Genomic DNA, 13868 nt, shown 5'->3' with positions numbered 1-13868 from the left:
AATATTGCAAAATATTTTATTTCATTAATTTAATTGATTAAATCATAAAAAATACTTATAAATTCTTAAACTTTTAAAGTACTATTCAATAATATTTTAATCATTTTAAACGTTTATTGTTTTTAAAACGGATATTATGGAATTTTCATTTAAATCATCCATTTTTGCATTTAATCCCTTTTTTCATCTAAAAAAATGTAAAAAAAATAACATCAATTTTAACTAAAGATATTGTTCGGAGGTATCGAAAGTGAACCTTATGCAAAACCATATTTGGATTAAATCATATTTAAAATAGCCTTATATTTTTATGTTCTCAATTTGGAATGTAAACGAGAAATAAGATACACACCAATCCAAAGCAATACATAAACTTTATGATGGATTGAAACGGGAATTTCGATATCCGCTGGATAACATTCATTGGTTAAAGGATCTACTACACATTCCTTGATCAACTGTACCTCATCTAGTTCATCTTGCTTAAAAGCATTAAAAAAGGAATTGGAAGGGTCTTCCGTTGGAGTAGGATCAGAAAAAAAATCAATGCGATTGTTCTCTATAGTATTTGAAACACTCATTGAATGTTTATTAGCAGAAAATGTTATTAAATGAATCATTACAAAAGCAGTAAATACAAACCTCTTTTTCATAAGATAATAGATTTATGTTTTACTCGACCATTCGATAAAGTTAACCGCAAGTGAAATACACCTCTTCCAAACATTGGAAGAGGTATATGTTTGGCATAAATATTTTCTTCATAATGAACCTGCTCCCCTACACTTGAAAATACATTTAAGGAAAGAATTTCTTGAGTCGAACGTATTTCCAACTGATGATTATTCCGATAAATAATCAAATCATCGGATACCTCATTAGAAGGAAGGCTCAAAAAAGAATCTTCCTCATATTCGATATAAAAACGAGAAGGATAATCGCCTGCTGTGGCGCCAAATTCATAGGGATCCTCTTTACTCAGATTAAACTTGATCTGATTTTCTGTATCCACCAAATAAATGGGGTTCGATTCAAAAACTCCTTCCTTTTGTTCTAATTTAATCGCATATTCTCCCGAAGCATTTGCTCTAAAATATAATGGCACACGATCTCGGATATCAAAAGGAGCTTGTCGACCTTCAATAATCATTGGCTGTTGATTCGAATAAGAAAGAATAAAAGAATATGGAAGCGATAGATGACGCGCATCAAATTGCTCATCAAAACCATTTGTTGCCCCTTCTACATATCCAATTAAGATTTGATTTTCCTGATTTTCCTGAAAATTTAAACTTAACCAATACCGATCTTTGGAAAGGGATGGTCGATTCAGCGTGATAGAGGAAGAAGTTACTTCACGCATCGAATCCTCGAATACCATGGTGGTATCTTCTGAAATTCGGGCTATAAAACCTACACCTGGTCCAATATGAGTTGCTGCCCCCATGGAACTTCCTGTACGATTATAAGCATACCAAGTTTGGGTATGATAACGTGCTGGAGACGACCCAGGGACATAATGGGCATGTTCATTCCAAAAATATAAGGTTTTTACAAGTGGATTCTTAGCTAAAAATTTTTCCATGGAAAGAGGAGATGGATAAGGATTTCCAACACCATGATCCCCTAAACCATTTGCCGATTTTGTCGCAGGAATATGATATGTACCATGATGAGGTACTCCAGTAAACTTCCCTGTAAAAGGTATCCCTAAATCATTTCCCATAAAAGGATAATTCGTCCCTACTTGAATGGCCGTACCTTTTGCGGGTTGAAAAAACAAATCCGTAGATCTAATCCAATGGCGATTCGCTTCATCATAATTATAGACCGCTGAGGGATTAAAAATAAATCCTGTATCATCATTTTCAGCAGATTTTAAAATTTTTTGCCCCGATACAGGTGACGACCAAAATTTAGAATCATATCCATAAAAGCGTGCATTTCGTATAAATGTGGCATGTCCTTTATTCATTGCTGACGAATTTCGTTGCACTAAATAGGCTCCTTCTTGAAAAACAACTGAATGATGAAATGAATTATCATATTCATTATCTAAAACAATGGAAGTCGCAGATGGAATAACGATATCCTCTTCGATATGCAATGATTTGGCCTCAAATGAAGTTAACCGACTTCCCTCCCCTCTTAAAATTGCAACTTTATTGATCAATGGTTCACCATACAGCCATTCATTCCCATCCCATACGACACCATCCTTTGTTTTCAATTCAATTTCATTGGACAATGCCGAAGAAAGCCCTTCTTTTTTTGCTCGAACAGTATAGAAATAGGTCGTGTCTGGTTCTAAATCTAGGATCGGAAAAGAAGCGCTCATACTGGTCATGGAATAGGGAGATAAGGGAAGCAATTCTTTGACTACTCCTTCCGAAACAATGGTTAAATCATCCAAATACAAAACTCTCGACCCATTCTTGAAGATAAATTGTGCTTCATCAGGAGGATTCGGAATAGCATAAGTAAATAATTGAAATTGATCATTTGTTATCGGAAAGTTTATTAGATCAATTATCTCATCATTGACCATCACACGAAGCGTAACACTTGTATCATTTGTCCCTTTTTTGGCATAAAAGGAAATCGATTTTGGCTTAAAAAATACAGGAGAAGTCAATTGACCTTGATCAGCTTGTAATTGCGCCCCATAATTACCTGAATAACGTTGAGTTGTTCGCAATACATGATCTAAAATCCATCGGCCACCAATCAAATCAGCTTCCCATAATGCTTCATATCCTGTTGTATCTAAACCATGCTCAAAACTTTCGGTTTGAGTAATGACTCTATTTTTATAATCAAAAACATTGATTTCAATAGAATCATACGCATGAGCATACTCCCAATTTGGAATAAAATGATCGACACTTACATAAGAAGGAGACAAAGCAATTGGAGCGGGTAAAACCGAAGTCCATGCAACGTTATCAATGGTTACATGGCGATTTCCGTTGGCAATTGAGGTCGGAAAAGCAATTCGAATGACCACATTACCTTCCTTAAACACCGGAATGGTTTGCGTATAAATGGTTGAATCTTCTCCACTTGTATTCCCAAAAATGGGCGACAAAAAAACTTCTTCTTGATTGACAGTGACGGTTAATATTCGATTATTGCCTCCTGTAAATGCTTTTCGGTATTGAAATGAAAATTCACCTACACCATTCGGAATATGAAATTCAACCGCGCTCGGACTTGGATCAGCATCATTTCGCCGTAACATAATTCCTTTTCCTGAAATCGGATAATCACCTGCATTTCGGCAATGATAATAGACCACTGTTGTTCCTGAAGTTTCACTTCCAAAACTTCCATCTTTAAAATTTTCAGTTAAGTCTGTGGTATTAAAACGCTCGATTCCTTGAGCGAAAAGGAATGGAGTTGTAAATAGAAGTAAAATTCGTACAAATCTTTCCATAAGCACGTATAGTTCTAATATTCAACAACTTAAATTTATAATATTTTTTTAAAAACAAAAAAAAATCCGCCAGTAAATACTGACGGATTAATTTTAATAAAGGGAAAAAATACTATTAATAGTATGTATATCTTCTAACTTGTGCAATATATTTCGCTAAACGCATCACTTGGTGGCTGTATCCGTATTCATTATCATACCATACATACATCACCACGTTTTTACCATCTGCTGAAACAATTGTCGCATTACTATCAAAAATAGAGGGTGCTGAAGTTCCAACGATATCCGAAGAAACCAATTCGTTATTTAACGAATATTTAATTTGTTCCACTAATTTACCTTCTAACGCGGCATTTTTCATGATTTGATTTAAACCTTCGACTGAAGTTTCTTTTCCAACTTCTAAGTTTAACACCACTAAAGATCCATTTGGAACTGGTACACGAATCGCATTCGACGTTAATTTACCAGCCAATACTGGTAAAGCTTTTGCCACTGCACTTCCTGCTCCTGTTTCTGTAATAACCATATTTAAAGCGGCAGCACGACCACGACGGTATTTTTTGTGCATGTTATCCACTAAATTTTGGTCATTCGTATAAGCATGAATGGTTTCTAAATGCCCTTTCACTACACCCAAATGATCTTCGACTACTTTTAAAATTGGAGTAATCGCATTTGTTGTACAAGAAGCGGCAGAGAAAATCTTCACTTCTTCCGGATTATAATCTTCGTGATTAACTCCGTAAACAATATTTGGAACTCCTTTACCTGGAGCTGTTAATAACACTTGAGAGGCACCTTTCGCTGTTAAATGACGCGATAAAGCGGCTTCGTCTTTAAATACACCTGTATTATCAATAATTAAAGCATTATTGATTCCGTACGCTGTATAATCAATATCTTCAGGTTGAGCTGCAGAAATCATTGTAACAGGAACACCATTAACGATTAACGCATTGTTTTCAATATCGGCTTCTACCGTTCCATTGAAATCACCGTGTACAGAATCTAAACGTAATAATGAAGCTCGTTTTTCTAATAAAACAGCATCCACTTTATCACGTGTAACGACTGCACGTAAACGTAATTGCCCACCTTTACCTGCTTGAGAAGCTAATTCTCTTGCCAATAAACGTCCAATACGACCAAATCCGTACAATACAACATCTTTTGGTGCTATCGTTTTATGATTTTTGCTATCTTCTAATTTAGATTGAACAAATGCCTCTACAGAATCGAAAGCGTCTTTTTCTGTAATATATTCTGATGCTAATTTACCGATATCTAAACGTGATGCTGGTAACTGCGCACCTGAGATGGCTTTCGCAATAGCTAATGTATCATGAATTGTAATTGGTTTTCCTACGAACTCTTCAGCATATTGGTGTAAGTTGATAATATCACTGACGTTACGATCAACAATTTGGTTACGGAAAATAACTAATTCAATTGATTGATCATACCATAAATCAGAAACGATTTTAATGAATTCAACAACTTTTTTATTCTTCTCCGTTTGTAAAGCAAGTTGCTGCTCATAAGAAGTATTACTCATTACAGATTTGTTTTTTGTGTTATAATTTATTTGCACACAAAAATAATCAATTATAACGATTTCGTGAATTTATTTTCGTTTTTCTAACAATAATCATATTTCAATGAAAATGTCTAAAATACGTGAAACGCTTAAAACCAATTTCCCTTTGATAATCAAGAATTAAGATCTTTTAGCCTATTTAAATCATTATAATAGATATGGGGATTATTTTTTATTTTTTAATAAAACACTTCCTGTAAATGTGGTATGACCTGGAATTTTAATCACATACCAATAGGAATCGGAAGGCTGAATTTTAAGCTGATATTTCCCATCCCAGACTTCATTTTCGTAGGACATTACTTTATCAACAAGCAGTTTTCCGAAACGATTAAAAATCTGTACATGTACATCTGTATATCGCTCCAATCCCTTTAATCTCCATACATCATTATAATAATCCGTATTAGGCGAAAGGAAATTCACCCATTTAAAAATAACCACATTATGGTGTATTGTAATACATCCTTTTCCACTTCGTACATATATCGTATAAATACCTTCCGAAAGATTTACGAAAACGTTTTCGTATTGCCAATTTTCACCATCGATACTATACATTAAATCTTCACCTTCTGCTGTGATAATAATCTGACGGTTATCATTTACTTTAACTTCCGTAATGAGAACGGGAGGATAATCAGTAACTGTAAAATCAATAGCTCTTCGACAACCGTTTTCGTTCGTTACCACTAATGTATAGCGTCCTGGATTTTGAAGGATTACCGAAGCGTGATCAAGCTCTTGATTGGCATCTTCACCAGTTAGTCCAATCCATTGGTAAGTATATCCTTCGTGTACAGGCCCCGACACTTCAATACGATCTCCCATACATTTTTCAATATCTTCAATCGTAAACAAAGGCACTTCTGAAGGTTGAAAAGTCAATTCCACCACCTCATCACATAAACTTCCAAATAGTTTAACTTTTGCATACACTTTTTTTGTTTCATTTAATATTCGAAGGGTTGTAATAGAATTTCTATTCGCTTCAAGATCGTCAATGGATTCAAAATATTGAATATGCAATACAGATGATGTTCCTAATAACGCTTCAATGCGTTCATTGTAATTCGATAATTGTAAGACTTCTGCTTGATCATACGCAATACAAATCACAATCGGTTCTAAACTATGGTAAGTTGTTTGCGCATGGTTTAATGTAATAGTCGTTATCCCCGTACAACCTGTTTCTGTTACTGCACGAACATAAATAATCTCATTGTTCACGGTAGATTCATACAAAGACGGTAAAGGATTTATATTTTCTAAAGCCTCTTCTTCTGTTAAATGATAGGTGTAGGCATATTGTTCTTCTGCATTGATTTGTTCTTGAGCGCTATCCAAATCAAATAATAGGCTTCCATCCAAATCGGCATCACATGCTTCTAGTGTTGCCGATTGTAAAACGGGTAATGGATTAACAACAGCCACAAAATACACTTCTAGTTCGCCAAATTCTATGGTTTGTACAATTAATTTTATTTCATACAATCCTGGTGTTGTGTAATAATGAATAGGCGATGCTTCCGTTGAAGTACTTCCATCACCAAAATCCCAAGCATACGATTGTACCGTCATGCCTATTTCTTCGTAAAATGAAAATTGCACTCCATTGCCTAAACACAAGGTTGATAAACCACCCAAAGGAACACAATCGATACGGAAAATACCTGAACTAAAAAAAGGAGGCAGTCCATAACGGGTATTTACATTGTACGTATAGTAAGGAAAAACCACTCCTCTCTCTTCAAACATTGGATTGCTATAGTCATCTGCATTCGCGATATGCGACAAATAATCCTTATAATCTCTACTGTAATAAATTTTCTTGTTTATCGCCAATTGTAATGCTCCACGTGCTGTAAACAGAGCGCTCGGCGTGTCCAATACCGAATAACGATTTAATACACGTTTGGTTGCTTTAATCGGATCAGCACCACCCGTATATGAAGGATTATTTAAAAGGTTTTTATATACCATCAACTCCCCATGCGACCATTCTCCTACATTATTGATTAGGGTATGATAATCCACATTGGCATATAAATTTTCGTTGTTGCTTGAAAATTCGATTCCGTAAGGCGAACCTGATGTGTCCAATACCGTTTCATCGGTAACTCGCCCATTGGAATTATCAAATCGATACAATCCTAAATATCCAGGATAAGCATTGGCATAGGGACCATTGGTCGGATAATAATCATCTGAAGGCGTCATTTGACCAAAGGGGATGCTATCATAATTCAAATTGGTTAAATGTGCTATGGCTAACGTACGCCCATTCGGTGAGATTTTTAAATAACCTCGTGCATTCACTGGATAGGTTCTTTTATCAATCTGGGGTCCAATGATTGAAAGTATAGGTTGATGCTGTACTCCATCTGCCGTCACCAAATAACTGTAGAATTTATCCTCAAAATGGGTAACCACCCAAAAGTCTTTTAAGTTTCGATGCCGAACAGCTGCAATTTTTTCTGAGACAAGGGGTAATAAATTATTATTCGTGGGATGAATAACTTCTCCCATCCCTTGATTTAGATTCATATCTACCACATAATAATTTAACCCTTCGTTTGTGGTATAGGTCGGTGTAGCACGATCATCTGCTCCTACCGTAAAAATAATATATTTCTTAGGCTGCGAAGGATAGGGTACAACAATAGCTGATTGCGTACTGGAAGAATTCCCTTTCAAACGAGTTCCATTTACCATGACTTGATGCTCTCGCGTATACACGGTCGTACCATCAGTATAAAATTGGAGATTTCCTTGTTGATCTGAAATGGATGCACAACCTTCTCCTGTATATAACTGTCCTCCTTCAACAGGTATGGCTTGATCTCCCTCGAATCGTAATCCCATATATTGTCCAAAGTACCAATTAATGGTTTCCAATTGGGCTTTTGCAGTAGTCATAAATAAAAAGAGAATGAGACAGGAATAAAAGATTTTGAGCATATATGTTATGGATTTACTTTATTGTTTTACAAATTTAAACGAATATTAAAATCAGAGTTGAAAATTTCAAAAAAAATAAGTTTGATATTTAATTGTAATCCAAAGTATTAAAAAATATTTTAAAATTTATTGAAAGTTTTTTTAAAAAAACATTTGGAAAAACAAAAAAGCATTCTATATTTGCACTCGCAATAACGCAATAGACCGCGTTACACAACTGGAGAGTTGGCAGAGTGGTCGAATGCGGCAGTCTTGAAAACTGTTGAGGGTCACACCTCCGGGGGTTCGAATCCCTCACTCTCCGCTAAAAGCCTTGAAGTTCTACTTCGAGGCTTTTTTTATGCCTTAAAATTACTTCTTTTTATCATCCTCCATTATAAAATCAAAATAAACCATTACCGAAATTAAATTTTAAAGATCTCTATTTATTACATTGTAAAAATTAATGATTGTTACTTTTAGCAGTTATTAATATACTTCCATTCAGTCTAAAGTCTACAATATATCAACCAATAAATGCAATATTTATTAGTAAAATAAAAGCAAAATTTTCCCTTAGTATGACATAAAAAAACTTTTTCTTCGATGTCTATGATGGATTTATTTTTGAATAATTTGTTAAATATAAATCTTGTTTAAATAATTAATCTTTAAAATAATAAACAATTAAAAATAATTAATTAGACATCAAACGAATTGATTGTTAGTCTTTTATTTTAATATATGTTTGCTTAATTCGTATATTTACAAAATTAAAACTAACTAAACTTAACCATGTATAAACTTACAACGATATTATTCGTAATTATATCTGGAATTCTTGCTTATACGACGTATTCTTATAAAGATCAGTATGATTTAGTCAAAGAAGAACGAGATGTTTTAAAAATTGAAATTTCAAACCTTGAAGAAGATAAAAAAAATCTGAATGCTAAAGTAAAAGATCTAGAGGATGTACTAAAATCTTTAGGGAAAGAAGTAGAAGTTTTAGAACGCAAAGTTTCAGGTGAACAATCTTTATATCGCGTCAATGATCGATTGACGCAGCGCAATTCAAATGCATCAAATAATATCATTGAAACAAAAATTGATGGAACTTTTAATGGGTGGAATGGTGAGTCAATTTTCAAAATGAAAAATGGTTCTGTTTGGCAACAAGCAAGCTATGCTTATCAATATCATTATGCTTATAATCCTGATGTAACAATTTATCTAAAAGATGGTAAAAATTACATGAAAGTTGAGGGAGTTAATGAAGCACTTCATGTCAAACGTATTAAATAATTTGCGAATCATTTGTAATGCGGGTCTAAGACTATTTTAGGCCACATTAAAATTTGATTAGAATCATTGTATACGTTTTCATTTTACATGCTATACTATAATTTTGTAAAAAAGAAAAAGGATGCAAATTATTCTCATCGAAGACGATAAACGAATTAGCGATTTTATTCTAAAAGGCTTAGAAGAAAACGGTCATTTTGTAACATTATGTAAAAGTGCAGAAGACTTTTTGAAAAATCATATTTACACACCATCGGATTTGATTATTTGTGATATTATGCTTCCGGGGATGGACGGTATGCAGTTGGTACAAACCATTCGCTACAAAAAAATCTATACGCCTATTCTGATGTTAACAGCTCTAAGTTCGGTGCAAGATAAAGTATCAGCGCTAGATTTTGGTGCCGATGATTATATGACCAAACCTTTTCATTTTGATGAGTTATTATCTCGAATCAATGCTTTAACCCGCCGTTTTCAGTATGCTCAAAAAGAAGAAAAATCGAATGTATTTCTTTTTGGAGACGTTGCAGTAGATGTACAACAACATCAAGTTAAAGTTGCCGATGAAGAAGTGGTATTATCCCCGCGCGAATTCAAATTACTAAATTATCTGATTGAAAATGCCAATAAAGCCGTTTCAAGAATTCAGATTTTAAATGCCGTTTGGGGAATTACATTCGAAAACCACACCAATGTCGTGGATGTTTATATTTCGTATTTGAGAAATAAAATCGAGAAAAATCAAAAGTATATTTTCACAATCAAAGGCGTAGGTTATATGTTAAAAACAGCGGAATAAGATGAAATTAAGAAATCGTTTATCCCTTTATGCAGTTTTAATATTCAGTATTATCATTCTGACGGTGTCGGCTATCGTCTACTTTACGTTTTATTCCACGATGGAGAAAAAGGAGATGAAAGCCTTGGAAAGTAAATCGCTTCTCGCAGCCATCTACTATTTGGAACAAGATGAGTTATCTTCTACTGAACACGAAAATATTAAAAGTCAATTATTAAAAACGATTTCTCGTAAGAATATTGCCATTTATAGCATCAACGATCAAAAAGTAAATGGAGAAATGCAGCAAGATACAAGCATCTCTGACGAATTTTTGAGTTTAGTTCGCCAGGAGAAAGAAGCTGCCTTTCAAACCGATGATTATTTTTACCACGGATTATTTTACACCGATAACCAAGGGGATTTTGTCGTCATTGCGCGCGAACCCAAAGTCGAATTCAACGACCAAATGCATTCCTTATTGCAAATTATCACCTTTGTTTCTCTTTTAGGTTTGGCTATTATTTTTGTTTTCTCTCAATATTTAGGCTACATCGCCTATCAACCCATCACGCATTTTATCGCCCAAATTAAAAATAGAAACGGTATCAATTTCAACGAGCCTATCGTTCTTCAAGATTCTTATACAGAGATTAAAGAATTAACCTCGACGTACAATACCTTTATCAATCAATTGGCGCAAACGTTTCACGTGCAGAAAAATTTTATCGACTACGTTTCCCACGAATTACGTACACCCATTACCGCATTAATGGGAACTTTAGAAGTAACGAAACAAAAAGCAAGGACGTCAGAAGAATACCAAGATGCTTTACAACAACTGAAACAATATACTACCGATTTACAAGAAACCATCGATCAGATGATGTTACTTTCGGGCGCGAAAACTAACTTTGAATTATCTCCTATTCGCATCGACGAAGTTATTTGGGAAATTATCGAGAATCAGATTGTTTATCATCAAGCCGATATTAAAGTAGATTTGGATGTAGCCAACGACCAATTGCTCACTGTGAATGGAAACAACCAATTACTGAATGTCGCCATTGGAAACTTAATTTCGAACGCAATTAAATATTCGGACAATCAGCAAATTCAAATTCAATTCACGACAGCTGAAAATCGTTTAATTCTTCTCATTAAAGACACCGGAATTGGAATTGAAGCAAACGATTTACCGAATATTCGTCAAAACTTCTTCCGTGGGAAAAATACAGCCAATTACCAAGGAAAAGGAATAGGTCTATCCATTGCGGATATTATATTTAAAATACACCATATCGAATTGGAGATTTTACCTAATCATCCGAAAGGAAGCATTATGCGCTTAACTTTCTAGTGCAATTCTAATCATTTTCTAATCTACCTTAAAATTTACCTTAATGTTAGATATCTAGTTTTGAACCTTGTTAAAATCTAGATATGAAACATCTTTTATTTTCTGTCGCTATTGTTTGTGCCGCATCAGAAATACAAGCACAAACCATCACCTTAACCGATCTCGAAAATCAATTCATCCAAAACAATACGCAACTTTTAGCGTCAAAGTTTACTATTGATAAAGTCCAAGCGGAAATCATTCAAGAAAAGCTTTGGCCTAATCCTACACTTTCGATTTCTGAAGTGAATCTTTGGAAAACGTACAATATTGAAACGCAACCTTATTTGTTCGGAAAGTATGGTCAAAATCAACAAATCGCTGTTGAATTGGAACAATTGATAGAAACGGCTGGTAAACGTAAAAAACGTGTGGCCTTAAAACAATTGGAGCAACAATCCGCAGCTTTTGATTACGAAGAAATTTTGCGTGAACTCCGCAAAGATTTGCGTCTGGCTTTTCATCAGTTAAACCGTATTCAGCAAGAAGCAACACAGCTCAAAGAAATGGTAACGTTGTATACGCAAATGAGTGAACAATACCAACGTCAAGCGCAATTGAAAAATATTGCAACAGCGGATCTCTATCGCGTACAAACCGAATTAATGGGGTTACAAAAAGAGCAAATCGAGTTGGAAAATGAACGTTTAGAAGCGTTGAACAAACTCCGAATCTTAACCCATAATCCTGCATTAGAAATCGATCTGATTTCATTTCCACAAAATCAGATTCAACTTTCGAAAAATCTTCCGTTCAATCTTCTAGAAATCGCCCAAAAACAAAACGTGGGGTTGAAACGCCAAGAAAACGAAGAAGCCAAAGCACAACAAGTATTGACTTTAGAAAAAGCACAGAAAACACCGGATTTGAGAGTTCAAATGAATTATGATCGTGGGGGAAATATTATGCGCGATTTTATAGGCGTTGGGATCAGTTTTGATTTACCCGTTTTCAATACCAATAAAGGAAATATCAAAGCGGCGGAAATCGGAATACAGCAACAGCAATTCAATAAACAAACTTTAGAAAATAATCTGACGCAATCCATTCATCAACTGCAAAACCAATTGATCCGAATGGAACAGATGCTAGAAAATTGGCCGAATGCTCAACGAGAAAACCAGAAACAAATGGTGGAGATTTACAAAAAGCATTTGCAAAACAAACAAGTGACTTTATTAGAATTTATTGATTTTACCCAAGCCTATCGCGAAGCCAATCAAGCCTATTTGCAATTGCAACAAACCTATCAAAACACATTCGAAGAATTACAATATATCGTAGGACAAGATTTTTAATCGCATGAATAAATCCATATACATTTTAGCTGCATTGCTAGTTATTTTAAACAGCTGTCAGCAAAAGGAAGACCAAAAACCCGTTGAAACAAACAAAAAAGAAACCTTTTGTTTGAATGAACAATTGAAGAAATCAACGACGATTTCCACGATTTCAGAACAACCGATTTACGAGCAATTAACACTTTCGGGGAAAGTAGAATACAATGAAAATGACTTAGTAGCTTACAAAAGTTTACTCCAAGGTGTAGTCAATAAAGTCAATTTTGAATTGGGAGATTATGTGCGCCAAGGACAAGTTTTAGCGGTAGTCAAATCGACAGAAGTACAATCGATGGTGCAAGAACGCCGCTATTACCAAAATCAAATCGATGCATTACGTAAACAAATCAAATCCAAGAAAGAATTATTAAACGATGGAATGGCTGCTCAACCCGAAGTATTGGCTTTGGAACACGAATTGCGTGCTGCTCAAATTGAGTGGGATAAAGTAAATGCTACCTTGAATATGTATCGTGCTATTGGTGATGGTCAGTTCCAAATTCTTTCGCCTAAAAACGGCTACATCGTCCAGAAAAACATAAGTGCAGGGCAATCCATTGCCAATGATGCGGATGAAGCTTTGTTTTCGATTTCTAATCTAAAACAGGTTTGGGTCATGGTAAATATTTACGCCAGCAACCTGAAATATGTCAAACAAGGTGATCGTGTGAAAGTAAAAACCGTGGCTTTCCCGGATCGTATTTATACCGGTAAAATCGATAAAATCTACAATGTTTTTGATGATAATGAACACGTGATTAAAGCACGCGTAGTGTTAGAAAATCAAGATTTAAACCTGATGCCTGGTTTAAGTGCAGACATCATCATTGACAAAGAAAATGTAATAGGGACCGCTTTTGCCATTCCAAATGCAGCCAAAGTGTTTGAAAACAACAAAGAATATGTAGTCGTGTACAAAGACGATTGTACGATGGAAGTGCACAAAATTACGCCCATCGCTTCCAATGCAGAATTCACTTATGTGGAAGAAAAATTTGCAAAGAACGAAAAGATCATCAGTTCCAACGCTTTGCTTTTAGTGGAAGAATTAAACAAATAAGCCG

Annotated in this window: 9 protein-coding genes and 1 tRNA gene; 6 read left to right on the top strand and 4 right to left on the bottom strand. The window is 34.7% G+C overall.

Annotated elements, in window-relative coordinates; translation table 11 throughout:
* Window positions 1-308: 308 nt before the first annotated feature.
* From AC1QSP_RS06080 to AC1QSP_RS06065, 4 genes are all read right to left on the bottom strand, one after another.
* The gene (locus AC1QSP_RS06080; protein WP_484080237.1) at window positions 309-581 is read right to left on the bottom strand and encodes a hypothetical protein; all 273 of its coding nucleotides are present in this window, start codon (window positions 579-581) and stop codon (window positions 309-311) included.
* 68 nt (window positions 582-649) lie between these two features.
* A complete protein-coding gene (locus AC1QSP_RS06075) occupies window positions 650-3436 on the bottom strand; it encodes a hypothetical protein (RefSeq protein ID WP_484080236.1) in 2787 nt (928 codons plus the stop codon).
* Window positions 3437-3551: 115 nt separating this feature from the next.
* A complete protein-coding gene (locus AC1QSP_RS06070; RefSeq protein ID WP_484080235.1) occupies window positions 3552-4997 on the bottom strand; it encodes a glyceraldehyde-3-phosphate dehydrogenase in 1446 nt (481 codons plus the stop codon).
* A gap of 207 nt (window positions 4998-5204) precedes the next feature.
* Complete coding sequence (locus AC1QSP_RS06065) at window positions 5205-7958, bottom strand: T9SS type B sorting domain-containing protein (RefSeq protein WP_484080234.1); 2754 nt, start codon at window positions 7956-7958, stop codon at window positions 5205-5207.
* Between the two features lie 261 nt (window positions 7959-8219).
* On the opposite strand from AC1QSP_RS06065, the gene AC1QSP_RS06060 reads away from it, so the two are divergent.
* From AC1QSP_RS06060 to AC1QSP_RS06035, 6 genes are all read left to right on the top strand, one after another.
* Window positions 8220-8304 (top strand) — tRNA-Ser (locus AC1QSP_RS06060).
* Between the two features lie 470 nt (window positions 8305-8774).
* Window positions 8775-9284 (top strand): hypothetical protein, encoded by a 510-nt coding sequence (locus AC1QSP_RS06055; RefSeq protein ID WP_484080233.1) that lies wholly within the window; start codon window positions 8775-8777, stop codon window positions 9282-9284.
* A 121-nt stretch (window positions 9285-9405) separates the two neighbouring features.
* Complete coding sequence (locus AC1QSP_RS06050; RefSeq protein ID WP_484080232.1) at window positions 9406-10086, top strand: response regulator transcription factor; 681 nt, start codon at window positions 9406-9408, stop codon at window positions 10084-10086.
* Between the two features lies 1 nt (window position 10087).
* Window positions 10088-11425, top strand: coding sequence for a sensor histidine kinase (locus AC1QSP_RS06045; RefSeq protein WP_484080231.1), 1338 nt, complete (start codon window positions 10088-10090; stop codon window positions 11423-11425).
* A gap of 83 nt (window positions 11426-11508) precedes the next feature.
* On the top strand, window positions 11509-12762 hold the full coding sequence (locus AC1QSP_RS06040; RefSeq protein WP_484080230.1) for a TolC family protein: 1254 nt from the start codon (window positions 11509-11511) through the stop codon (window positions 12760-12762).
* A 4-nt stretch (window positions 12763-12766) separates the two neighbouring features.
* Window positions 12767-13864, top strand: a complete 1098-nt coding sequence (locus tag AC1QSP_RS06035; RefSeq protein ID WP_484080229.1) for an efflux RND transporter periplasmic adaptor subunit — start codon at window positions 12767-12769, stop codon at window positions 13862-13864.
* Window positions 13865-13868 lie beyond the last annotated feature (4 nt).

The sequence above is a fragment of the Faecalibacter sp. genome (assembly GCF_057177045.1).
The sequence above is the reverse complement of the archived record's forward strand: the minus strand, read 5'-3'. Positions and strand labels throughout refer to the sequence as shown.